The sequence below is a fragment of the Paenibacillus sp. UNC499MF genome (assembly GCF_900107975.1).
Lineage (GTDB): Bacteria > Bacillota > Bacilli > Paenibacillales > NBRC-103111 > Paenibacillus_F.
The window spans coordinates 1,030,746-1,054,797 of record NZ_FNVF01000001.1; the positions used below are offsets into that span (position 1 = coordinate 1,030,746).

Sequence of the window (24,052 nt, forward strand, 5' to 3'; positions counted from 1 at the left end):
TTTCACAGGGATGGGCACCTTATAGTATTAACAGTGGATGGGTCTATTCATCGCATCAAGCATCGAAAGGAGGTAAATGACGAAACGGAAAAACAGCCAGTGTGCGGCCCAGCCTTACCGCTAAAACGCAGGGTAGAAAACGATCTCCACTCCTTCAGAGAAATGAGGATGAGTCAATGAAGACAAATCAAGGACTGAAAGCGAAACTTTCACGAATACTCACATTTGTACTTGGATTCTCGATCGTTTTAAGCGCGGGCCAGCCTGCGGTCCATGCGGGTCCAAATCCGAAGAGCCCGGGAGCGGCGGATGTGCAGACGGGAACTGCTCCGGAGGCTATCCCCGTTGCGGAAGAAACGTACGGCGGACCGGCGGAACGCCCGGCTCCCGAACAACGTCCGGGGCCTTTTCTGAGCGCGCCGTCCGGCAGCGGCGAAAATTTTGCCCTGAAAAAATCCGTCAAAGCTTCGGGCAACGAGGTGGATTACGGTCTGTTTCCCGAGATGGCCGTCGATGGGGATAAAGGGACCCGCTGGTCGTCCGCCAAAACGGATGATTCATGGTTCGAGGTGGACCTTGGCGGCAAAAAGGACATCGGCCAAGTGGTGATTCACTGGCAGACCCCCGCCAAATCATACCGTGTGCTTACTTCCGTATACGGGGACGTATGGGAGAATATTAAGGAAAACGACGGCTTGATCCAATGCGAAGGGGGCATGGAGGTGCTGAATTTTCCTTCCCGCGAAGCAAGATACGTCAAGTTCCAGGGAGTGGAGCGGGCGCCGGCAAGCGACGGCATCCTGTACGGGTATTCTTTTTACGAATTCGAAGTGTACCAAGAGGACCCTATCGCTAAAATTATCGGAGGTATTCAGAAGCTTGACCCGGTCGTTAAGGGACAGACCTCACTTACGCTGCCGCCCATGCCGCCCGGCTATAAAATATCCGTCTACGGCAGTGACGCCCTGCCGGTCATTGACAAAGAAGGCCGCATCCACCCGCCGCTAACGGACCGCACCGTTCAGCTCCTTCTGCAGGTGGAGAGTGAAGCGGATCCCGCCCGGAAAGCAGTGACCGGCAACATCGGCGTGCATGTTCCCGGGCTGTACACCCAGACGCCGGATCGCAATCCCGAACCGAAGGTCATTCCTTCGCTGCGCGAATGGGCCGGTGGAACAGGCCGCTTCGCTCTGACGGCCTCCTCCAGGATCGTGATCAGCGACCCCGCTTTGCTGAAGACGGCCGAGATAGTCCGGACGGATCTGAAAGAGATGACCGGACTTAGTCCGCAGGTCGTTCAAGGCAAAAAAGCATCCGCCGGGGACCTAGTCATGATCCTGGATCCGGCCTTGAAGCATCTCGGCGCGGGCGGCTACCTGCTGGATGTGAAAGACAACGTGACCATTACAGCTCAGGAAACGAAAGGCATTTTCTGGGGAACCCGCTCGGTGCTGCAGATTCTGAAAGGAGATCCGGAGCGACGGCATCTTCCAGCCGGAACGGCGCGCGACTACCCCAAGTACGAAACGAGGGGGCTGATGATCGATGTCGCCCGGAAGTTTTACACGATTGATTTTCTGCGGGACTATGTCAAACTGCTGGCCTGGTACAAGATGACGGATCTCCAGATTCATCTGAACGACGATGTCGGCGTTCCGTTCAAGAACGGGCAGCGGGCCGCCTTCCGTCTGGAAAGCGAGCGTTATCCCGGCCTGGCGAGCTCCGACGGCCATTACACGAAGGAGGAATTCCGCGAGCTGCAGAGACTTGGAAGCGATTACAGCATCAACATTATTCCTGAAATCGACACGCCGGGGCATTCGCGGATATTCACGACCTACGATCCTTCACTCGGCACGGACCACACGCTTGACATTTCGAAGCCCGCAACCGTGGATTTTGTCAAAAGTCTTTTCGACGAATATATCGACGGCTACAACAACGGGGAACCGACGTTTCTCGGGCCGGATGTTCATATCGGAACGGACGAATACGGGGGGCCTTCCAAAGAAGTTTTCCGCGGCTATATGGATACGCTGATCAAGCACATCAACAGCAAGGGCAAGCATCCGCATCTTTGGGGCGGCCTGAATGAATACGCGGGGACGACTCCCATCAGCAACGAGGCCACCATGGGCATTTGGTATGAGCCGTACGGAGGTCCGAAGCAGGCGATGGATTTGGGTTATGACATCGTCAATTTCGATACCAACTATATGTATCTCGTTCCGCGGCTGTACCGGGATTATTTAAATACCCCGTTTCTTTACCGGCAGTGGGAGCCTGTGAAATGGCCGGGCGTTACGCTGCCCTACGGGCTTCCGCGGCTGAAAGGCGGCATGTTCGCCATCTGGAACGATATTTCGTATGAAACCGGCGTTTCGATGGATGATTCTCATATCCGTATGCTGCCCGCAATGCAGGTTCTTTCGGAGAAAATGTGGCAGGGAGCAAGGGAGGGCAATGATTATGACGACTTTATGGCGACGGCTGCGGAGATCGGCGAAGCACCCGGCGTGAACCGCCTGCACCGTGTCTCTACAGACCGGCCGGACGGCCTGGTGATCCGGTATCCGTTCGACGGGGGGACAGTGGACACTTCCGGCAGCAAGCTTCACGGAAAAGGCGAGAATATTGCTTTTACGGAAGGAAAATACGGGAAAGCGGTCTATCTCCGGGGCGGTAAAAGCTACGTCGAAACTCCGATCGACACGATGGGCTTCGGCTGGACAGTATCCATGTGGATCAAGCCTGAACGTGATAACCCGGAAGATGCCGTACTGATGGAGTCTCCTATGGGGAAAATCAAGCTGAAGCAAGGAAAAACGGGCAAATTGGGCTTTTCCAAAGAGGATTACGACAGTGTCTTCAACTATGAGGTGCCGGCTGACAAATGGACGCATCTTTACTTGACGGGGGATGCGGCGGGTGTTTCTCTTTATGTGAACGGCAATGAGTACGCCGAAAAACTCGGGCTTCCGGTCAGACGCATTCAGACGCTGATGCTGCCGGTTCAGAAAATCGGAAGTGAGACGAACGCTTTTAAAGGCGCGATCGACAATATGAACATTTACAATGAATTTCTGCCTCTGCTGGATGTCAATAATCTGGCTCTTCATCAAAAAGCGGAGTCTTCTCCCCTCGAAGCTCCCGAGCATACGCCGGGCAATTCGATCGACGGCAATTTGTTCACCCGGTGGTCGAGCGCGTACGATGACGCTTCATGGATGATCGTCGATCTCGGCAAGTCTCAAACGATCAACAAAGTCCAGATCGGATGGGAGACGGCGGCGGAGAAATTTAAGCTTCTCGTATCCGAAGACAAGCAGACATGGACCAATGTCAAAGGGAGTGACGAGACACTGGCTTCCGCGGGCAAGCTGGACATCATCGACTTTCAGCCTGTAAAGGCGAGGTACGTCAAATTTCAGGGAGTCGAGAGAAAGCCGGTCGACGGGACTAAGTACGGGTACTCGATCTACGAGTTCGAAGTATCCGGCGACGATAAAATGGTGCCTTACCAGGCATTGATCTCCGAATCCGCCAAGCTGCTGTCCACGGGAAAAGGCAGCCCGGATTTACGCCGGCAGGTGGAGAATCTGCTGCTTCAATATCCGGTCCGCTTCGAAACGGTTATCGACACGCTTCGCGATTTGAACGCCCGCTTAAAAGAATCGATCCAACACTCGGGGCCGGACCCTGATCCGGGAGACGGGGGCAGCGGGCCGGGTGCAGGCGGCGGCTCAAGCGGCGCGGGAGGTTCGCAGCCTGACGGAGAGACCGGTAAACTTACGCTGAAGCCCGGCGAAGGGGGGAGAACCGGTCTTGGGAACGAAATCGGAATCGAGGTTCCTGCCGGAGTCTCGAAGGAAACCGTCACGTTCGGCATCCGAAAAATCGCGGATCCTACCGGGCTTACCGGCGGGGGGCGGGAGAGAGTCAGCCCGGTTTTTGAAGTGACGCGCAGCACCGGCAGTAGCCTGGATAAGCCGATTAAGCTGACGCTGGCTTACGATGTAGGGAAGGCAGCAGCAAATCGTCAAGCGGCGGTCTTCACCTATGATTCTGCCCGGAAGCAGTGGACCCGGCTCGGAGGCGAAGCCGCGGACGGCAAAATCAGCGTGGATACGGCCGATACGGGAATATTCGCCGTCTTTGCGGTGAAGGAGGAAGAGGCGAAGACCCCTCCGCTTTTCCGAGACACCGCCGGACACTGGGCGGAGGAAGCGGTCTTCCGAGCGGTCGCGGAGGGGATTGCCGACGGATATCCCGACGGCACGTTCCTGCCGGACGCCCGGGTGACGCGGGCTGAATTCACGGTGCTGCTGGCAAGAGCGCTGCACCTTGACGGCACCGCGTCCCTTCCCGGCTTTGCGGACGCGGCCGATATCGGCGCCTGGGCCGGGACGGCGGCGGCTCAAGCCGTCGCAGCCGGCATCATCGACGGCTACGGCGACGGTACGTTCCGGCCCGGGGCGGACATCACCCGCACGGAGATGGCGGTCATGACCGCCCGTGCGCTGAAGCTGCCCGCGGAGCGGGAAACGCGGACCGCATTTGCCGACAACGGCGACATTCCGGCATGGGCACGCGGTTATGTCGGCGCAGCCGCCGGGCTGGGCCTTGTCGCGGGACGCGAAGGCGGCATTTTCGCGCCGGCTGATCCGGCTTCGCGTGCGGAAGCCGTAACGCTGCTGCTGCGGGCCGCCGGCCGAAAATGAACAGTTGACTACCGCAGGAAGGAGGCATGCATGCATACCCCCGCTCGCTTTTGTGCTTCTCTGGCGCCTTTGAAATAAAGGCGGGAGGTGATATACTTTTGAGAAAAAACAAGCGGGGGTATATCGTATGTCAGCAGCAGGTATAGATAAAATCGCGTGGATTTACGTGGAAAACGGCCGCATTCTTAGCGCGCGCTCTAAAGGAAAAGACACGTATTACATTCCCGGAGGCAAACGGGATCCCGGCGAATCCGATACCGAAACGCTTGTGCGTGAAGTGGAGGAAGAGGTTTCCGTCCGCATCAAGCCAGAAACCGTGTCGCATTTCGGGACGTTTGAAGCCCAAGCTCACGGAAAAGAGGAAGGAACTCTCGTGCGGATGGCTTGTTACCAGGCGGAATTCGAAGGCGATCTAAGCCCGGCTTCCGAAATCGAGGAACTTGTCTGGTTAACTTATGCAGACCGGGAGCATGTCTCTCCTGTGAGCCGGCTCATTTTCGACCGGCTTCATGAATTAAAGCTGCTTCTGTAGCCGGTAAAGCCGGTAGGCGGCATCTGGCAATGTAAATCTTAAAAACCGGCTAAAGTCTCCAGGGACTTGCAGCCGGTTTTTCTTTTGATGACTTGGTGAAGCAGATGGACAATGCGCTTGTGTATGCTTTTTCCGGAGAATCGTGCGGTACGCATGATAGGAGGGTGTAACGCACATAGAACGTGCGACAACACACGTAGAACGGTACGATAACGCACGAAAAATCGGTGCGGCAACACACGTAGAACGGTACGATAACGCACGATAGGAAGGTTCAGCAGCGCACGTAGAACGATGCGACAACCTACGATAAAACGATGCGACAACCCCAGATAGAACGATGCGGCCGCGCACGACAGGACGGCGCACATATTCCGTTTTGACGTTTTAAAACAGCGGATGTTCGGGGCAAATAAACACCATGCACGGGCGGACGTCAGCACTCGTGTTCGAAAGAACAGACGGCTTTCCGTGCGGCAGTATCCGTTTTTTGTAAATTGCAAGAGGAAGGCTTTATACTGTATAGAAAGAGGCCGTTGGGTACGTAAACCGATGGCGGGAACATCCAGTCGGACAAACATGCTCGCTGCACTTTCTCTTCCGAAACATTCGCCGGAAGGCCGGCCGTTCCGCTGCTTACGAGCGGGCGCCATGCTCTCAGCAAAACATCATCTCGCGCCGGTTGTCCGCCGTAACGTTCAATGCCCGGCGGCTGACCAGTGCGAGGGATGAAGAAGCGCGGACGGAATCTTCGTGCGCGCATCGCCTCTCGCCGCGTTGAGCTGGGCCTGCGTGAGGAATAAGCTCCCGCGGAGATCGGCTCCCCCGAGATTGGCGTCGCGGAAATCCGCGCCGATCACGTCAGCCCCTCTCAGATCGGCGTTCCGGAGATCGGCGGCGATGAGGTACGCCCCCCGCAAGTTGGCGCCGCTCAGATCGGCTCCCTTCAGGTTCGCCCCCATGAGGTCGGCGCCCCGGCCGACTTTACGGCGCGGCGTACTGCCTTTCCGCCGGCTCGCGGCATCGGCTCGGACGAGTTCGCTCGTCCGCAAAAGAAGCTCGTTGACTTTCCCCCTATGCATGGAGACATCAAGCTCGAGAAGAGCTTCCGGGGCCAGGAAAGTCAGGCGTTCCGTCTCGTCCAGCGCGGAGCGCAGCTCACTATGCACGGAACGGGCGGGCTGGAGAGTCAGCGCTTCGGACAAGTACCACAGAAGCTCATGAAGCTGCCGCATAACCGGGAACACCTCGAACATCTGCTTCGCGGACCCGGGATCCCGGCGCCAGTCTTCTCCGGCATAAGTCACCTGCGAAACCTTCTGTCCCGCGCCGAAGCAGTCATAGACCGTGCAGCCTTTGAAGCCCTGCTGACGCAGGCCGGTGTGAATGCCGCAGCGGAAGTCATGCCGCAGATTCGGACACGGCTGTCCGGCGTCCTTGTCTAGCGCAAAGTCGGCGGATGCCGCGTAAGGCAGCGCGACGCAGCAGAGGCCGAAGCATTTTTCGCAGTCGGACAGAAGCTCCTGCGGGTTTTTATAGGAATCCGTTTCCGGATTTTCATGAGGTTGAGACACTGTAATAACTCCCTTCGTATGACCGTACAAATGCGAGTGGCATTCTCCATTTTAAGGTCAAGTCCGCCCGAAGCGAAAGGATTTTTTTCTTATAATCAAAAAAACGGTTATTACGGACTGTTCAAAATAAGATCAAGGAGGAAAAGCAGGCAAAGATTTTGAACTCCCCGGAGCATGAAACCTAACTCCCATACCTCAAAATAAGAGGTCCTCCGCACAGAGCTCATTTGACATTAGTACCAAGAGATTTGAATGCCGCTCCTTGGCAGGTTCCCGGTTTCGAGCCCGACCTTTATCTGGAGAAGTTGTACGAGATTCACGGGATTATCGTAGAAAAAGGTTATTTCCAAACGACACATCACCGCTTTATTATTAAAGCCCGGCCTGCATAAACAATAGGGGGCCTTTCTTGGCGGAAGGCTCTCTCCATTTCTAAAACCGCCACAGACAGGAGGAGGACCATGCCTTTTACGTTCGCGCATCCCGCGGCGGTTATGCCGTGGTGGAACAAAACGACACTTCCGGTATCCGCTCTGATTATCGGATGCATGTCCCCGGATTTCGAGTATTTCATCCGTTTCCGGGCTGCCGGTGTATGGAGCCACGAAGGCGCGGGGATCGTGCTGTTTAATCTTCCGGTAATTATCCTGCTGTTTCTGCTCTTCGAAACCGTTGTCCGGCCTGCGCTTTACGATTATTTGCCGGGGCGGTTTCCTTACCGCTGGAGAAGGGAAGGCAGAATTCCCGGCTCCTTCAAAGGCTGGTTCGCCGTCGCGGTTCTGGGCTTGGCCGGCACGGGCACTCACTTGATTTGGGACCAATTCACGCACAAAGGCGCCTGGATAGTCAACCATGTCTCCTTCCTCAGCGAAGCGGTAACGGTGGGAAGTCTGGAGATCCCCATCTACAAGGCGGCACAGCACGGAAGCACACTGATCGGGTTGATAGGGACGGCCTGGTGGATACACCGGCATTTACGCGTACCGGCAGAGGAGAGAACGCGGGTTTCCGCTGCGCCTTTCTGGTTGACCGCGCTTGCCCTGTTTGTCTTGATTTTCGTGATAGCGGCTGTGTTCGCAGCGGACGGCGAGGGACTGGCGTTTCTTTTGCGGCTTGTCGTTCCGGCCATCAGCTCATTTATGCTTGCCGTTTTTCTGGCTTGTCTGCTTTTTATCAAAAGTGTCCGCGGAAACCGCCTAAGTTGAAGTGGTTGTAACGAGAGGGCCTTCTTTCGGCGGCTTTAAAAAGAGGCGAAGAGAAGCAAATAGAAGCAAAAAGTGAAGTGAAAAAGTACGGAGAATCACGCTCTTTTCAGCCTGTAGACAAAGTTCCTTTCGGATTTTACACACGATCATTAATACGAGCGCTCGGGATGCCGTACACGTCATCGTCGGTTTGCTTGTTCATTTTGATCAATCGGTTTCGAAATGTTTATGAGCACAATGCCTAGTGCAACTAAAAGCAACGATATGATTTTGATGACGGATATGTTTTCATTAAAAAATGCAACGCCTATTATAGCCTGCAAACCTGCTCCTGTTCCACCCCATACGGCATAGGCAATCGACAGAGGAACAACCTTCATAGAAAAAGATAAGAGTAAAAAAGCGACAAAATAAAAAGACAACGCGCCTGTTGTTGACCATACATTAGAAAATCCGTCAGACAAATTTAAAAACGTCCCGCCCGTTATTCCGCATGCAATAGCAATTGTTAAATAAAGCGTGTGCTTCTCTAACATTGTACCCATCCCTTCATACAAAATTTAGCAGAAATACTCCCAAGAGTAGAGCGAATAATCCTGTTATGGATTTCATGGTTATTTTTTCTTTCAAAAAAAGAATTCCGATCAAAACGGTTAAAGCCGTTCCTATACCTGACCAAGTCGCAAAAACAATCCCCATGGGAAGACTTTTTAAAGACAATGCTAAAAAATAAAACGTCGTCCCGTAACCAATTAAAGTAAATAAAGCTGGCCAGAACCTCTGAAATCCTTGCGACAATTTTAACTGAACAGAAGAAAAAACCTCTAACAGAATAGCAATAAACAAATATAAATAAGCCAAAGAATAATACTCCTTTCATAAATTAGATATAACGATCATTATATTTTTGTCTAAAAAAATAAAGGATCTTCTCTTTTATTTTATTATTGTTTTTAACAATCTCCTTGCTTCTTTTATCGCTTTTTCATGCCCAATTATTTCAGCCATGGAAGTAGATCCTTCAATAATGGTATGGATACGAAGATATAAATCTGGCGAACGGTTATTTTGGGATAGCACCTCTCTTAAATAGTCCATAAAAGCCTGTTTATGATCTATGGTAAGTTTTTCTATCGCTTCGCTTCTTCCTCGATATTCTTCCAACGCTCGTAAAAAAATACAACCGATGTCCCCTTTTTCGGTCAGCCATTTAGCGTGACCATTCATCACATCGTCTATATCCCACTTTTCAGAATCTCTATTTTGCGGCCTTACAAGATTCCAATAATAAAGTTCTCTCTTTTTTAATACTTCCACAACCAAATCTTCTTTAGAGGAGAAATGATTGTAAAAAGTCATCAAAGCTACATCAGCCTCTGCTATGATTCTTTTCAGCCCAATGGAGTGAAAACCATATTCATAAAACAAAGTTTCTGCTGTATTTAATATAGCTTCTCTTTTCTTTGATGCCATGATGTACACTCCTTTTTATAATGATCGTTATATATATAATAACACTTGGAATCATTTAGTAAAGTCGACCAGTCCTCTTAGTTCAACAATCTGGCACGGACGTTGAATAAAAAAGACATCCAAACTTATCTCTTCATGTAAAAGTTTCGATGCAAATGATGCTCGTTTTCGCTTGCATGAACCTCAAAAAGTTAGCCGCCCGGCTCTGAAGGTTGGGTGGTAGGTCTACCTCCACTGTAATTCTTCTCTTCTTATTAGCTGAAAAAATGAACAAACTTAGTTCCGATGGAAACAAGGGAGTTTGTCTGCAATGAGAAAAGAGCGGAGATATCCCGCTCTTTTCTCATTCGCACGCTATGTTTAAAAGTTAGGCGCTAACCGGATCAGTTTATCGGGAGTCCCGTCTCCGTTCTTGTCCCCGTTGTTGCTGGTTACGAAATAAAGCGAGCCGTCGGGAGCCTCGACAATGTCGCGGATACGTCCGTATTTATTGCCGTACAAATAATTGAGACTGCCGCTGTCGATGACGGGCTTGCCGTTCTGTTCCTTAACGGTCATGCGGATAATCTGTTTGCCCTTCAAATTGGTGACAAGCAGATTCCCCGCCCACGGCCCTTTGGTCACAAATGTGATGCCGGAAGGCGCCCATGTGGTTCCGCTGGCGTAAAGAAGAGGAGGCGTGATGCCCGGCTGATTCTGATTTCCGCCTTCATACTGAGGCCAGCCGTAATGGGCTCCCGGCTGAATGAAGTTGATCTCGTCTTTGGACGATTCTCCATGCTCGGACTCGAAAAGCCGGTTCGTTCCGGGCTGCCACGCCAATCCCTGCGGATTGCGGTGTCCCCGGCTGTAAATCGGGGAAGAAGCGCCGAACGGATTGTCGGCCGGGATCGTGCCGTCCAGATTCAGGCGGAATATTTTTCCTCCGAGGTAGGTCAGAGTGTCGTCCTTGTTCCCGTAGTTGCCGTTACTGAAATAAAGCTTTTTGTCCGGGCCGATTTTGAGGCGGCCGCCGTTATGATACACCGCTCCGGGAAGGTTCGTCATCAGGACTTTGTCGATTTTGGCGGTATTGTTGCTTTCGATGAGACGGACCACCCGGTTGGCTACCTTGTTGTCGGAAGTCTTGTAGGAATGGTAAATATACATATAATGGTTCTTGTCGAAGTCCGGGTCGAGCGCCAGTCCCAGCAGACCTCCTTCGCTCTTGGGCATATAGTAGAAAGGTGATCCCAGCGTAATGACCGGTGTGGATTTCAACTGGCCGTTCACCACGACGCGTACTCTTCCGCTGTTGCGTTCGGTGAAGAAAATCCGGCCGTCCGGCGCGAAATCGACCGCCCACGGCGTTTCCAGATTGGAAGCGACGACCTCGGGCGTGTACGGTTCCGAAGAGGCCGGATTCGTTTTAACCGACAGCGCTTTACTGGCGGGGGAGACGTTCCCGGCCAGATCGCGGGCTTTCACCGTAAAGCTGTAGGAGGTATTGGCGGTAAGCCCCGTCACGTTGTAAGAGGTCTTGTCGGTGCTGCCGGCCAATTTGCCGTTCGTGTAAACATCATAGGCGTACACGCCTACGTTATCCGTTGCCGCTGTCCAGGTTAACTGGACGGATGTGGACGTTTTGCCCGAACTCGCAAGTCCGGCGGGAGCGGCCGGGCTCTCCGTATCGGAGCCGCTCGTTGTCTTCACCGTCAGGGGAGCGCTGGCCGCGGAGCTGTTTCCGGCGGCATCTCTGGCTTTAACCGTAAACCGGTAGGTGGTGGCGGGCGTCAAACCCGTGAATGTATAAGAAGTGCCGGTAACGTTACTTTGGGTTAGAACATCATCCTTGTACAAATCGTAGCCGGTAACTCCGACATCGTCGAGCGATGGAGTCCAGACGATTTCCGCGGACGTATCGGTCACGGATTTGGCCTGAACGTTCGTCGGTTCGGTCGGCGGAAATACATCTCCGGAAGCGTTCACCGTCACATTGGTAAAGGTCGCCGTGCTCAGCTTGGAGGTGCTGTGGCTGGTGACGGCAAGACCGACAAACACGGAGGCGTTCATCTTTAAAGTCAGCGTCCCCAGATCGCCCCAGTTCAGCCCGTTGTTGGACACGTACCCCCGGATGACGCTGCCTTTGCGCTCCAGCTTAACCCAGGCCGGACTGGTCGAAGCGATTTTCTCGCTTTGGGAGGTGCCGCCGTTTTCCGTCCGGTACTGGAACGTGAATCCGTTGGAAGGCGTCAGCAGCAAATCGGCATGTTTGGCGTCCGGCTTCAGCGTTTCGCGGATCGTAATGCCCGCCTTGGCAAAGTCGTGGGTGTTCGTCTGCGAGGAAACGAGAGCTACAATCGAGCCGTCTCCCGTCCAGGGCTGATAGACGAAATTGAACTGATCCGATTTGCCCCAAATGTCCGTGCCCGAGCCGCTGACTTCAAAACGGCCCGCATCAGGATCATAGGAGGCGGTTCCCGGCAAAGCGGGCGAGCCGATGTTTTGCTGCTTCCAGGGAGCCGGCACACTTTCCGCCTTGGCCGATCCCGGCCCGGGTATCAAAATGAGCAGAAGACAAAAGCAGAGACTTAAAGCAACCTGTTTGCAATGCGTAATCATTCCCACACGTCCTTTTTATGGTTTGGAATGGCACTAAGGGTTTGCTTAAAGACGAATCCGATCCTCCTTTCGAAAGTTAAAGCGCTTATACTTTCGTAAATCATTTTACCATATATCCCAGTAAAAGGTATATAGAACAAATGTAAACGCTTATCCTTTTTGCGGCGCAGAGCAGGCGTGTTACAATAAAGATTGTGTAAATCCGAGCTAAAAAGGAGTTTAGACACGATGACGGACCCGCAGTCTATGACCGAGAAACAAAAAATGATAGCCGGCAAGCCTTACAAAGCGTTTGGAGAAGAGCTTCTGAACGAACGGCAGCATGCCAAGGAAGTGTTGTTCGACTATAACGCCCTGCGTCCCGGCGAAGTCGAAAAAAGGAACGAACTGCTCCGGCCGCTGCTCGGCCGTGCGGGCCGGAACTTTTTTGTGGAACCTCCGTTCCGCTGCGATTACGGGTACAATATTTCGCTGGGAGAAAATTTTTATTCCAATTACAATTTAACGGTTTTGGACTGCAATCAGGTAACGATTGGCGACAATGTGCTCATCGGTCCCAATGTGAGTATCTTTACGGCCGGCCATGCCATACATCCCGAACCTAGAAAGGATGGAGTGGAGTACGCGCTCCCGGTTTCCATCGGCAGCAACGTCTGGATTGGAGGTGGCGCCATTCTCAATCCCGGCGTGTCGGTCGGCGACAACACGATTATCGGCTCGGGGAGCGTGGTTACGAAGGATATCCCGGCGAATGTCATTGCCGCGGGCAATCCGTGCCGCGTCCTTCGTCCCATTACGGAGGACGACAGGAACCAGTTCCGGGACGCTTAAATGCCGGAATACCTTTAAAGACCGCTTCTTCCGGAGCGGTCTTATTTTTTGGCGGCCCGCATGTGGCGTGCTTTTCCCGGATGCCCGATTTTGGGCATCTTTTTTTTGCAAACGAATGTATTGACGCTGTCCCGCAATGTGAGTATTATAAATAGTAATCGTTACGATTACGATTAAACACCGGCCGGTGATGTAAACTTCTTTTCGTAAAAATTTGTCCAGAGGGTAGCTGCGCGATGAAACGTGAAATTGACTTTGTGAAATGCAATCCGACCCAGAACATGACCATCCTTGTGAAAACGAGTCATCCTGCCCGGGAGCATAAGCATATTGCCGCAAAAATGATGTCCTATGATCATGTATACGCCGAACAAGTAGGGTTTATCGAACGACCGGGCAAAAGCGGAGCCGAGGCCCGTTTACAAATGGCGGGCGGTGAATTTTGCGGCAATGCTTGCATGGCCCTAGCCGCTTTCGCTGCATCCGAGAAAGAAATGAGTTCCGGTGATTTCACGGAAATCGTCCTGGAAGCTTCCGGTACGGAACAAGTAGTGGCATGCCAAGTCGAAAAAGTGGGGGAACAGTACCGGTGCCGGCTGACAATGCCCGTCCCCCTGAGAGTAGACCGAAAAACGATTACGTTTGAAGGCGATGATTTGAACCTCGTCGTGGTGAAGTACCCTGATTTTTTACATATTGTGATTGAAACCGATCTCTTCGATGTGACGGTGAGAAATAAGGCACAGTCATTAGCTAGGCTGCTTGGAATCACTATGGAAGCTGACGCAATCGGCATTCTGCTTTTTAACCCCGATACGGCTGAACTGGCTCCGCTCATTTACGTTCCTTCCATAGAAAGCATGATTTGGGAAAGAGGGTGCGGTTCCGGCACGGCCTCAATCGGCGCTTTTCTGTCCTGGAGATGCCGAGGGGCCGTCTCTGCGCAAATCAAGCAGCCCGGGGGCGCCATGAACGTTACGGCCGAGTGGGCCGGAGATGAGATAACGAGCCTTCTCATTCAAGGTTCCGTTGAAATCGTGGCACAAGGCAAAGCTTTTATTGACGGTTAATTATTTAATCCCGACTGGAGTGAAAATGTGTGAACGGGTCTGAATCTTTTCTGCGAACGTTAACCGGTTTTCAACAAAAATTTACGGATATAGCCGGTCGTTATGACGGCACTTTACATCTTAGCTCGGAATTAGAAGCGGTCATCGATCATTATTCGGCTTTGATAACAAACGAGGGAAATAAAGAAGTGTGGGAACAGATAGATTGGCAAGCCCCGGGCCCCGCTTCCTCGCTAGCGGCGGATCTAAGGAAGAGTTCGGCGCATTGTGTGGCGATTATGGAAAAATACCGTGCATGGAAGCTGCTGAATGGAGAGGCCGACAGGACGGATTATTTCCGGAATATAAATTCCTGCATCGAAAAAGAATTCGGAAGCTTTCAAGTGGCAGCGGATTCGAAAGTGCTGCTGGTGGGCTCGGGTTCATTCCCCATGACGCCTTTGTACATAGCAGAGCAAACGGGTGCGGAAGTGGTCGGTATTGATATTGACGAAGAGGCGGTAGAGCTTGGAAGAGGGGTTATAGAGAAATTAGGAAGCGGATTGAACATCAGGCTGGAGAACGTATCCGCAGAACAACTGGAGGACATTCAAGAGATGACTCACATCATATTCAGCTCAACGGTTGTCGATAAATATGACCTGCTGGACCAGTTGGAGCTGTTAACCGCCGATCATGTGATTGTGGCCATGAGATACGGCGACGGATTGAAATCTTTGTTCAATTACCCGCTGCGGGAGACGGACGGGCGCAAATGGAGCCTGGTTGAAACCGTTCGGCGTACGGGACATGTGTTCGATGTCGCATTGTATCAAAAAGCAAAGACTTCAAGGCGGTAAAGGAGAAGAGGCTGTATGAGTCATGTTCAACGCGTTCTGCTGGCGGGAACGGGGCCCGCTTCCATTCAATTGGCCGTCCTGCTAAAAACATACGGAAACTGCCGCATAGGAATCGCCTGGCGGGAGTCCGCGCGTTCCCGGCAATTTTTTGCCGGACTGAAACAAAACGGCCGGCGCATCCGCGCGGACATTCAAAATGAGAGTCACCGGCGTCTGCAAGGCGAATGCCTCGTCGATGAAGTTTTTGAGGGATATGAAACGGTTGCGGGTCACTGGGATACCGTTATCCTGTCCGTTACTACGGACGCTTACATCAAGGTGCTCAAACAAATGGATGAAAGGCTGTTGCGGCAAGTAAGATGCGTCGTGCTGGTTTCTCCTACATTCGGATCGGGAAGCTTGGTGCGGCAATACATGGACGAGCTTCGTTCGGATGCGGAAATTATAAGCTTTTCCACTTATCTCGGCGATACCCGCTGGAAGCACGATGAGCCCTCCGGTCATGTCCTGACGACAGGAATCAAGAACAAAGTATTCATCGGCTCGACCAAGACTTCCTCCGAAAATGTCAGATGGCTTTATAAGCTGCTTGAGCAATCGGGTATTCACCTGGAAGTCCTGAGTTCTCCGTTCGAAGCGGAAACGAGAAATATTTCCTTATACGTCCATCCGCCTTTATTTATGAATGACTTTTCGTTAAATGTCATATTCGGAGAAGCTGTTCCCGCGAAATTCGTCTATAAAATGTTTCCCGAAGGCCCCATCACCCCTGCTTTAATTCGCGACATGCTGGCCCAGTGGAAAGAAATTTCGGCCCTTATGGAAAAGTTGAACGTGAAGAGCCTGAATTTGCTGAAGTTCATGACAGAGGACAATTATCCCGTGTGGCCGGAAAGCTTATCCCGCCTGGATAAGGAAAACTTTATTCATTTGGATGCGATTCATCAAGAGTACCTGCTGTACATCCGGTATACGTCGCTGTTAATCGATCCTTTTTCCGAGCCGGACCCGCAGGGAAAATACTTCGATTTCTCGGCAGTTCCCTACCGGCGGATTTTCGTTAACCGGGAAGGGGATTGGGACATCCCGCGAATGCCGAAGGAAGATTACTACCGGATCAAAATCATACAAGGCATTGCGAAATATATGGATTGTAGCTGTCCGACCATCGACAAATTCATTACAGCCTACGAGGCGAAAATGAAGGAAACGGCGGAGGGGATGCTAAAGGGCGAGTTGCTGTCGGATGCATTCGCCGTGCAAAGCTTTGAAGAAGACCTGAACATGATTTGCAGTGAAATAGGAACAAGGCTGAGTTCCGGGAACGAATAGAGCGCTGCATACTGGAGGAAAAGTTATGACTGGACTAAAAAACATTGTATTAGCTGCGTTACTCGGTGGCGCTGCCCTCCTGGCAGGCTGTGCCGGCGGAAATGGCGCGAAGACGGAGGCTATGGAACGAAGCAAAGAACTCGTATACGCCACATCGAAGGATATTAACGATATGAATCCCCATTTATATGCAGGCTCGATGCCGGCGCAGGGCATGGTGTACGAATCGCTGGTTGAAAATACGGAAGATGGAATAGAGCCGCTGCTGGCCGAGTCTTGGGAAACTTCAAAGGACGGGAAAACCTACACCTTTCACCTGAGAAAAAACGTGACCTTTCACGACGGGGAGCCGTTTAATGCGGAAGCCGTAAAGAAAAACATCGAGGCCGTTCAGAGAAATGCCGGCAAACATTCCTGGATCAAATTATCGGCCAAAATCGTGAGCTGTACGGTACTGGATGAATATACGGTTGAATTGGCTTTGTCGGAGCCCTATTACCCGGCTTTACTGGAATTGTCGATGACAAGACCGTATGTGTTCATTTCGCCCAAAAGTTTTATAAACGGGGAAACTAAGGATGGCGTGAGCGGGTACAGCGGCACGGGACCTTATAAGCTCACGGACCATAAAACCGACCGGTACGCCGTTTTTGAAGCAAATGACAGCTATTGGGGCGGCGCTCCGAAAGTGAAGAAAGTTACGGCGAAAGTTCTTCCGGCAGGGGAAATGACCTTTTTGGCGCTGCAAAAAGGAGAAGTTAATTTTATTTTCACGGACGACCGGGGTGCAGACAGTATTGATGTGGAAGCGATGAATAAGTTAGTTCAATCCGGTAAATTCCAGATGATCAGAAGTAAAGCGATGAATACGAAAATGATTATTGCCAACAGCGGCAAATCAGGTCATCCCGTTCATGAAACGGCTGTACGTGAAGCGATCGGGTATTCCATTGACCGGGAAACCATTAGCAAACAGATCTTTAACGGGCTGGAGACGCCGGCCGGCACGCTCTTCTCATCCAATGTCCCTTATGCCGACGTCGACTTGAAGAAGCGGGGCTATGATTTGGAAACGGCGAAAACGCTGCTGGACGAAGCGGGCTGGAGACTGGAAAACGGCAGCGAAGTCAGAACGAAAGCCGGAAAACGGTTAGCCATGAAGCTGTACTACGACGTCAATTCTTCTTCGCAAAAAACGCAAGCCGAGTTCATTCAGAGCGCATTGAAGAAGATCGGTTTGGGGCTGGAGCTTATCGGCGAAGAATCCTCTTCCATTGCGAAAAGAAGATCGTCGGGAGATTATGACTTGATGTTCAATCAAACATGGGGGCTGGCCTATGATCCGCAAAGTACAATTGCCGCCTTCACTTCGGAAGCCTCTTACAAACATACCACAAGCGGCATAACGAAAGCGGCCGAGCTGTATAAGAAAATAGATGAAGTGATGGCGTCAACTGACGAGAAGACGCGGAAATCGTTGTATGCGGATATTTTGAAAACGGTCCATGAGGAAAGTGTCTTTATCCCCATCACGAATGGCAGCGTCACCGTCCTGGCTCCCGACAATTTGAAAGGAATCTCGTTTAAGCAGACGCAATTCGAGCTGCCGTTTGAGCGGATGTACTTTGAGTAGTGAAATGAATGCACAGGAATCCTCCTTGGTACCCTGTGCAAAAAGGAGACGGCTATGGGCGGTTATATCCTCAAACGATCTTTAGTATCGCTTCCTTTGCTGGTGACGGTGTCCTTTTTGACGTTTGTCCTGAACAATCTCTCTCCGTTGGACCCGGCCGAAGTGATTTTGCACGCGCAAGGCGTACCGAATATTACCGAAGAATTGATAGCCGAAACGAAGAGAGCGCTCGGGATGGACCGGCCTTTTCTCATTCGTTATTTGAATTGGTTCGTTTCCTGCTTGCAGCTCGATTTCGGCCATTCGTACGTCACGGGAAAACCGGTATGGTCACTGTTGGGACCGGCCTTGCTGAATACATTCAAGCTCACAAGCGTTTCCATGGCGGCCATTATCGTCTTATCGGTAGCCCTGGGCGTGATTTGCGCGTGGAGAGAAGGGAAACCGACGGATAAATCGATTAGAGGCGTCTTGTTTTTTCTGACGGCTATGCCGTCCTACTGGCTTGGGGCGCTGATGGTGTGGTATTTCTCTGTCCATTTGGACCTGCTCCCGACAAGCGGAATGGATTCCTACACCAGCTATCTTTTACCCGCTGCCGTGATCGCAATCAGTTATACAGGGGTTTATTTTCGGATTGTCCGAAGTTCCATGATCAGCAATATGAATGAAGATTATGTGCTGTACGGCAGGGCAAGCGGGCTATCGGAGTGGAACATAACGATCCATCTTCTGAGAAATTCGCTTCAGGTCGCCGTTTCCGTGTTTTGCATGGCCGTCCCCATTCTGCTCGGAAGCACTGTCGTTGTGGAAAACCTCTTTGCCTGGCCCGGGCTGGGTACGCTGAGTATCACATCGATCCGCAGCAGGGATTTCCCGGTCATTCAAGCCTATGTCCTTGTCCTGGCAGCGGCCTTCGTTGTGTTCAATACCTTATCGGACATCATCCAGGCGGTCATGAATCCCAAACTGAGGAAGGGGATTTAAATGAAGCTATTCAAGGATTTATGGAAGGATAAGCTGGCTGCCCTATCACTTTCCGTAATCGCGGTCACCTTGATCGCCGGGATATTTGCCCCTTTGTTTGCGCCGCACGCGCCCGGAGAAGTACATATGGAGCTTCGGTTTGCCGCCCCGTCCATGGAATATTGGTTAGGCAACGATCAACTGGGGCGGTGTATTTTGTCCCGAATCATCTATGGCATCCGGCCCAGCGTGCTCTGGGTCATGGCTGCGTTGTTCCTGACGGTAGGAATCGGCGCGTTTCTGGGTTTTATGGCAGGGTATTTGCGGGGAAAAACAGATGCCGTCGTGATGAGAATTTGCGATGTGATGCTTTCTTTTCCGGGTTATGTCATGATCTTGGCCGTGATCGGGGTTGCGGGAGCGGGTTTTGAGAATATGCTGCTTGCGTTTGTGTGCATGAAATGGGCCTGGTTTGCCCGCGTCATCCGGACGTCTGTCATGCAATATGCGGAAGCGGACTATGTGAAATTTTCGAAAGCGATCGGGGCCGGAAGCCTTCATATTATGGCGAAGCATATGGTGCCCGTGGCGCTTCCCGACATTGCGGTTGCGGCAAGCAGTTCTTTCGGGTCCATGATTTTGCAGGTATCGGGCTTTTCTTTCCTCGGGTTAGGCATTCAAGCTCCTAATGCGGAGTGGGGCATGATGTTAAACGAGGCGAGAGAAGTCATGTTCTCCAGGCCTGAGCTGATGGCTGCCCCAGGTTTGGCGATCGTTATTGTGGTGTCGGCCGTCAACTTTTTGTCGGATGCGCTTCAAACCGCCTTAAACCCCAAATTGATAGCCTCCCAGGTGAAGCCTCATAGTCAGACTGCCGTTTCCGGCGCAGTGATTCAAGGAAATGGGGTGGCTTAATCCGTTGACGACTTGTTTAGAAGTGAAGCAGTTAAAAATTTGGGATGCCCATACCGGACTCGCGATCATTCCGGCTAGCTCCTTTGAGGTGAAACGGGGAAGCTGTGTGGCCATAGTTGGAGAAAGCGGAAGCGGGAAGTCTCTGACGTGCAGAGCCGTTATGAGATTAAATAAAGCGAACCTGCGCCAGAGCGGTGACATCGTGTTCAACGGAATCAACTTAAGCGGGCTGCCGGAGAAAGAAATGAGAAAACGAAGAGGAAAACAGATCTGCATGATTTTGCAAAACGGTATGCGCGCCTTCGATCCTTCTTGTGTGGTCGGGGTTCATTTAAAAGAAACGCTTGCCGGACATTTCGGCTGGAGCCGCGACGAAATCACAGCGAAGATGAAAGCAGCCATGGAAAGCGTCATGCTCAATGATCCGATCGCGGTGATGAATGCGTATCCGCACCAGCTGTCGGGAGGCATGCTTCAGCGCGTCATGATTGCGCTGGCTATCGTGCTGGAACCGGACCTGGTTATCGCGGACGAACCGACGACAGCTCTGGATACGATTTCCCAATACGAGGTGGTCGAACAGTTTGTGCGGCTGCGGAATAACATGGGCTGCGCCATACTGTATATTTCGCACGATCTGGGCATTGTCCGAAAGCTTGCCGATGAGGTGCTGGTTATGAAAGAAGGAGAAATCGTGGAAAGAGGACCGGCCCCGGTCATTTTCTCGGAACCTTCGCACGAATATACCCGCTGCTTGGTCTCCTCGAAGCTGTCGCTGAATCACCATTTCACGAAAATAATGGGAGGCGGCGGCTGTGCTGAAAGTTGAAGGCGTCGGGAAATCGTACCGTAAGGGCAGCTTATTTTCCGCTAACAAACAACATGTATTAAACAACGTCAGCTTCGTATGTAAGCGGGGGGAATGCCTGGGCATCATCGGAGAAAGCGGGAGCGGCAAATCGACCCTGGGCCGCTTGCTGATAGGCATTGAAGAGCCGGATCAAGGAACCGTTTTATTCGAGGGGAAAAGGATCGGGGAGCGAAAAGAGAGACGGGGGAACATTAGCGCTGTTTTCCAAGACTATACTTCTTCCATGAATCCGTTTTATACCGTTGAGCAGGCTATTATGGAACCCTTGAAGCTGAAAAATATACCGCGAAAAGAGGCTTCGGGCAAGATAGACCGGCTGCTGCATCAAGTCGGGCTGGACTCGTCCTATCGGACAAAATACCCCCATGAATTATCGGGCGGGGAGGCTCAAAGGGTGTGCATTGCCAGAGCCGTTTCGACCGAGCCCAAGTGTATTTTGCTGGACGAATCCATCAGCTCGCTGGATGGTTCGGTTCAAATTCAAGTGCTCCAATTGCTCAAAAAATTGAGGGAAATTTACGGCATGGGATACATCTTCATCACCCATGACATTCAGGCGGCCGCCTATATTTGCGACAGGATCATTTTCATGCGACAGGGCAGGATCGAAGAAACGGTGAGCATCGCACACTTAAAAGACGTTCAATCGGCATATGCAAGGAAATTGCTGCACATGATCATTCCCTAGCGACAGGAAGCGGCCGGAGAGAACCGGGAAGGAGCAAGAACGGTGAGAGGAGCTTTGTCCTGGCCTTTTCTGAGGCTGTATCTATTGACTCTCTTGTATTTCAGCGCCAACTCCATATTAAATGTGATCATTCCTTTGAAGGGCGAATCGCTGGGGGCCACGAATACAACGATCGGGATCATTATGGGGGCGTACTTATTTACAACGATGTTTTTCCGGCCCTGGGCGGGTCATATGATTCACAAGTATGGTCCGGTTAAAGTGCTGCGCGCGATTCTTATTATTAATGGATGCGCCCTTATCCTATACACGTTTACCGGGCTCGGGGGATATTTCGCCGCCCGTATGCTGCAGGGGGTCTGTACCGCTTTTTTCTCCATGGCTCTGCAGCTGGGTATTATAGACGCGCTGCCGGACAAGGACCGTTCGCAAGGCATTTCGATGTATTCCTTATGCGCTTCCATGCCGAATATTGTGGGTCCTCTGCTGGCTTTGGGCATGTGGCAAACAGCGGATAGCCGTTATTTTACGGCGGCCATGATCTTGATTGCCCTTCTTACCGGAGTTACGGGCTATAGTGCGAGTATGGAAAAAAAAGAGGCTGAACCCGCCGGGGGTCATCCGGGGTCTGGCGCCGCAATGCTCCATTCCTTCGGTCAACTGGTTAAAAATCCGCATTTATTCAAATGCAGCGTTCTGATGCTGACAGCTTCCCTTGTATTCGGAGCGGTGACAACCTTTATTCCCCTATATGCCATGCAGATCGAAAGCGGCAATGCGGCCGTTTATCTCATGATTCAGGCGACGGCCGTGGTGGCTGCCCGTTTTACGCTGAGGAAGAAGATTCCTTCGGACGGAAAATGGCATTCGTCTTTTATGATGGCGATTATGCTGATGTTAGCCGCAGGAGCGCAGTGTGTAAGCTTGTCCGCAGCCGGCGGAACGGTGTTTTTTTATGCCGGCGCATGTTTGACCGGGATTGCCCAGGCCCTGCTTTATCCGACCTTAACGACGTATTTGACTTTTGTACTGCCGAAATATGATCGAAATGTGTTAGTTGGTATATTTATCGCTTCGGCCGATTTAGGCGTTTCGCTGGGCGGCGTCGTTATGGGCCCCATCGCGGATCTTTCCTCCTATTCGTTTATGTATACGATTTGTGCGGTTTTGGGTGTGTCGATGATCTTTTTTGCCTATGATCGACGAAAGATTGCGCGACCGGGTTTATAGAAGTATAGTACTATTTGCGGACAGTGGACATGTTCATAAGTAAGTTCGGGGAGGTGTATGTTTGGATAAGACGAAATTACTGCAAACAGCCATAAAACAGTATGGATTAAATCCTGACCGACTAATAATTGAAAAAGAACTCCAACCGGATAGTTGGCATGGCGATTTACATTTCAAAATTCATGTGGATCACAAATCTTATTCAGCCAGATTTATTGGAAATGAGCGCTATGAATCAGGCGTATTCATTAACTTGTCTGATGAAGTTCTGACGGAACAAGTGAGATTTTGCAATTTTCTTCTTGATTCCGGCATCCCTTTTATGGAACATGTGTCCACCATGAATGGGCAACCATTTACTATAGTCGAAGAGGCAGATAAACTATGGAGATTCGTGCTTTTTGAGTGGCTGCAAGGTCAACATCTTACCTATTGTACGGATTCCCAGGCAGAAAAATTTGGTGCATTCGCACGAAAGATACATAACATCTCGTCGAAATTCGAAACGGTGGTTTTTCCTAAAGAGTCACATTGTAAAGGTTACGATCATTTTTACCAGTTACTTTGTAACCACGCTGACTCGGCCAAGTTTTCGCCCTCCACAAATGCATTATTAAAAAGTTACTTCAATGAAATTGACTATCATAAAGAGAAAGCAAAAACGGATTCGTATGACTATATCGTTCAATCTGACCTAAACCCCTTAAATATTCTTTGGGATGATAAGGAGGAAATTATCGGCGTCGTTGATTTTGAATCCATCACATATACGGATAGGGTAGAGGGGCTGGCGTGGTTAGTAAAATGGTACTCTCGAACTCATGGAATCGCCTCTCATGAAATGTCGCCAATCCTTGCAAAATCAGTACTACGGGGATATGGGGCAGAAGAATTGCTTGCACAAAGAGATTTTGAGAGACTTCCTTCCTTGTTATGGTTAACCGGTTGTTTGAATTGGAATTTTACTGCCAAGACCATGGAGTTACTAAAGAACCATGAAGATGCTCTTCTGAAAGAACATTTGACTAAGTATGCTAAGCGAGGAGAAATGCTGCTTTCACTCCTACTCTGAAAGAGATAGTAATTGCGAATCGTCAGTCACTGGGTGAATATTTTGGAAAGCAAATATGCTACTTTTATGGTGTATATAACACATTTGAAGCTATATAGATTGGTTAGCACCCGATCGTGAGAAGATGTTAGTCAAAATTGATGGGTTTTATCAACAAGTTATTGTATTTGGTAGGGAATGCAACCATTTTGAGTTGAAAAAAATGTATCGGGATGCAATGGCACAAATCACAGATAGTAAGGAACTGGCCGAAGTGTTTTGCAGACTCCATAATTTTGAAATAGTACCGTACTCGGAAGATGTACAAGTAGCTTTTGTTATTGATACCGACGTTAACATTATCTATGCTCCTTCTTACTAAAACAAGTTGAAACAAAAAGAGCGGCTTGTTTTAGCCGCCCAAGTCATAAGAGCAAATGCCATTTCTGTGGGAATGTTGCACTCCCTCAACTACACACATGTGGAATGCTGTTTACTACTCGTGAGGAAAGATTAATAA

General features: G+C 51.1%; 19 protein-coding genes. 14 read left to right on the forward strand and 5 right to left on the reverse strand.

Annotation, left to right across the window (positions count from 1 at the left end; genetic code table 11):
* Window positions 1–176 precede the first annotated feature (176 nt).
* Both C4S74_RS04685 and C4S74_RS04690 read left to right on the forward strand, forming a co-directional pair.
* A complete protein-coding gene (locus C4S74_RS04685; protein ID WP_103994165.1) occupies window positions 177–4,721 on the forward strand; it encodes a discoidin domain-containing protein in 4,545 nt (1,514 codons plus the stop codon).
* Window positions 4,722–4,848: 127 nt separating this feature from the next.
* Window positions 4,849–5,253, forward strand: coding sequence for an NUDIX domain-containing protein (locus C4S74_RS04690; protein WP_103994166.1), 405 nt, complete (start codon window positions 4,849–4,851; stop codon window positions 5,251–5,253).
* 698 nt (window positions 5,254–5,951) lie between these two features.
* Here C4S74_RS04690 and C4S74_RS04695 read toward each other — a convergent pair.
* The gene (locus C4S74_RS04695; protein WP_103994167.1) at window positions 5,952–6,827 is read right to left on the reverse strand and encodes a pentapeptide repeat-containing protein; all 876 of its coding nucleotides are present in this window, start codon (window positions 6,825–6,827) and stop codon (window positions 5,952–5,954) included.
* Between the two features lie 461 nt (window positions 6,828–7,288).
* On the opposite strand from C4S74_RS04695, the gene C4S74_RS04700 reads away from it, so the two are divergent.
* Window positions 7,289–8,032 (forward strand): DUF4184 family protein, encoded by a 744-nt coding sequence (locus tag C4S74_RS04700; protein ID WP_103994168.1) that lies wholly within the window; start codon window positions 7,289–7,291, stop codon window positions 8,030–8,032.
* A 179-nt stretch (window positions 8,033–8,211) separates the two neighbouring features.
* On the opposite strand, the gene C4S74_RS04705 is transcribed toward C4S74_RS04700, so the two are convergent.
* The 4 genes from C4S74_RS04705 to C4S74_RS04720 form a co-directional block, all read right to left on the reverse strand.
* On the reverse strand, window positions 8,212–8,568 hold the full coding sequence (locus C4S74_RS04705; RefSeq protein ID WP_181024299.1) for a multidrug efflux SMR transporter: 357 nt from the start codon (window positions 8,566–8,568) through the stop codon (window positions 8,212–8,214).
* Window positions 8,569–8,581: 13 nt separating this feature from the next.
* Entirely contained in the window at window positions 8,582–8,893 is a 312-nt protein-coding gene (locus tag C4S74_RS04710; RefSeq protein ID WP_103994170.1) for a multidrug efflux SMR transporter, read from the reverse strand.
* Window positions 8,894–8,968: 75 nt separating this feature from the next.
* Window positions 8,969–9,505, reverse strand: a complete 537-nt coding sequence (locus tag C4S74_RS04715) for a TetR/AcrR family transcriptional regulator (RefSeq protein WP_103994171.1) — start codon at window positions 9,503–9,505, stop codon at window positions 8,969–8,971.
* A 360-nt stretch (window positions 9,506–9,865) separates the two neighbouring features.
* Window positions 9,866–12,106 carry a PQQ-dependent sugar dehydrogenase gene (locus tag C4S74_RS04720; protein WP_103994172.1) on the reverse strand — a complete coding sequence of 747 codons (2,241 nt, stop codon included), beginning with the start codon at window positions 12,104–12,106 and terminating at the stop codon, window positions 9,866–9,868.
* Window positions 12,107–12,334: 228 nt separating this feature from the next.
* On the opposite strand from C4S74_RS04720, the gene C4S74_RS04725 reads away from it, so the two are divergent.
* From C4S74_RS04725 to C4S74_RS04775, 11 genes are all read left to right on the forward strand, one after another.
* The gene (locus tag C4S74_RS04725) at window positions 12,335–12,937 is read left to right on the forward strand and encodes a sugar O-acetyltransferase (protein ID WP_103994173.1); all 603 of its coding nucleotides are present in this window, start codon (window positions 12,335–12,337) and stop codon (window positions 12,935–12,937) included.
* Window positions 12,938–13,173: 236 nt separating this feature from the next.
* The gene (locus C4S74_RS04730) at window positions 13,174–14,007 is read left to right on the forward strand and encodes a diaminopimelate epimerase (protein ID WP_103994174.1); all 834 of its coding nucleotides are present in this window, start codon (window positions 13,174–13,176) and stop codon (window positions 14,005–14,007) included.
* 29 nt (window positions 14,008–14,036) lie between these two features.
* Window positions 14,037–14,846, forward strand: coding sequence for a methyltransferase domain-containing protein (locus C4S74_RS04735; RefSeq protein WP_103994175.1), 810 nt, complete (start codon window positions 14,037–14,039; stop codon window positions 14,844–14,846).
* Window positions 14,847–14,861: 15 nt separating this feature from the next.
* Window positions 14,862–16,178, forward strand: a complete 1,317-nt coding sequence (locus tag C4S74_RS04740) for an opine metallophore biosynthesis dehydrogenase (RefSeq protein WP_103994176.1) — start codon at window positions 14,862–14,864, stop codon at window positions 16,176–16,178.
* Window positions 16,179–16,203: 25 nt separating this feature from the next.
* Window positions 16,204–17,811: a nickel ABC transporter substrate-binding protein gene (gene nikA / locus C4S74_RS04745; protein WP_103994177.1), complete on the forward strand. Its 1,608-nt coding sequence runs from the start codon at window positions 16,204–16,206 to the stop codon at window positions 17,809–17,811.
* 54 nt (window positions 17,812–17,865) lie between these two features.
* Entirely contained in the window at window positions 17,866–18,798 is a 933-nt protein-coding gene (gene opp1B / locus C4S74_RS04750; RefSeq protein ID WP_103994178.1) for a nickel/cobalt ABC transporter permease, read from the forward strand.
* Window positions 18,799–19,692: a nickel/cobalt ABC transporter permease gene (gene opp1C, locus C4S74_RS04755; protein ID WP_103994179.1), complete on the forward strand. Its 894-nt coding sequence runs from the start codon at window positions 18,799–18,801 to the stop codon at window positions 19,690–19,692. It begins immediately after the preceding gene.
* Window positions 19,679–20,521 carry an ABC transporter ATP-binding protein gene (locus C4S74_RS04760; protein WP_103994180.1) on the forward strand — a complete coding sequence of 281 codons (843 nt, stop codon included), beginning with the start codon at window positions 19,679–19,681 and terminating at the stop codon, window positions 20,519–20,521. The genes opp1C and C4S74_RS04760 overlap by 14 nt, the downstream gene beginning before the upstream one ends.
* A complete protein-coding gene (locus C4S74_RS04765; protein ID WP_103994181.1) occupies window positions 20,508–21,251 on the forward strand; it encodes an ABC transporter ATP-binding protein in 744 nt (247 codons plus the stop codon). The genes C4S74_RS04760 and C4S74_RS04765 overlap by 14 nt, the downstream gene beginning before the upstream one ends.
* A gap of 42 nt (window positions 21,252–21,293) precedes the next feature.
* Complete coding sequence (locus tag C4S74_RS04770) at window positions 21,294–22,481, forward strand: MFS transporter (protein ID WP_103994182.1); 1,188 nt, start codon at window positions 21,294–21,296, stop codon at window positions 22,479–22,481.
* Between the two features lie 61 nt (window positions 22,482–22,542).
* On the forward strand, window positions 22,543–23,553 hold the full coding sequence (locus C4S74_RS04775) for a phosphotransferase enzyme family protein (protein WP_258042376.1): 1,011 nt from the start codon (window positions 22,543–22,545) through the stop codon (window positions 23,551–23,553).
* The last annotated feature ends 499 nt before the right edge of the window (window positions 23,554–24,052 follow it).

What these genes read in the sequence shown, in the direction of transcription:
- opp1B (WP_103994178.1), top strand. Translation starts at nt 17,866, where the DNA reads ATGGGCGGTTATATCCTCAAACGATCTTTAGTATCGCTTCCTTTGCTG.
- C4S74_RS04690 (WP_103994166.1), top strand. Translation starts at nt 4,849, where the DNA reads ATGTCAGCAGCAGGTATAGATAAAATCGCGTGGATTTACGTGGAAAAC.
- C4S74_RS04705 (WP_181024299.1), bottom strand. Translation starts at nt 8,568, where the DNA reads ATGTTAGAGAAGCACACGCTTTATTTAACAATTGCTATTGCATGCGGA.
- C4S74_RS04740 (WP_103994176.1), top strand. Translation starts at nt 14,862, where the DNA reads ATGAGTCATGTTCAACGCGTTCTGCTGGCGGGAACGGGGCCCGCTTCC.
- C4S74_RS04720 (WP_103994172.1), bottom strand. Translation starts at nt 12,106, where the DNA reads ATGATTACGCATTGCAAACAGGTTGCTTTAAGTCTCTGCTTTTGTCTT.
- C4S74_RS04715 (WP_103994171.1), bottom strand. Translation starts at nt 9,505, where the DNA reads ATGGCATCAAAGAAAAGAGAAGCTATATTAAATACAGCAGAAACTTTG.
- C4S74_RS04685 (WP_103994165.1), top strand. Translation starts at nt 177, where the DNA reads ATGAAGACAAATCAAGGACTGAAAGCGAAACTTTCACGAATACTCACA.
- nikA (WP_103994177.1), top strand. Translation starts at nt 16,204, where the DNA reads ATGACTGGACTAAAAAACATTGTATTAGCTGCGTTACTCGGTGGCGCT.
- C4S74_RS04700 (WP_103994168.1), top strand. Translation starts at nt 7,289, where the DNA reads ATGCCTTTTACGTTCGCGCATCCCGCGGCGGTTATGCCGTGGTGGAAC.
- opp1C (WP_103994179.1), top strand. Translation starts at nt 18,799, where the DNA reads ATGAAGCTATTCAAGGATTTATGGAAGGATAAGCTGGCTGCCCTATCA.
- C4S74_RS04760 (WP_103994180.1), top strand. Translation starts at nt 19,679, where the DNA reads ATGGGGTGGCTTAATCCGTTGACGACTTGTTTAGAAGTGAAGCAGTTA.
- C4S74_RS04730 (WP_103994174.1), top strand. Translation starts at nt 13,174, where the DNA reads ATGAAACGTGAAATTGACTTTGTGAAATGCAATCCGACCCAGAACATG.
- C4S74_RS04725 (WP_103994173.1), top strand. Translation starts at nt 12,335, where the DNA reads ATGACGGACCCGCAGTCTATGACCGAGAAACAAAAAATGATAGCCGGC.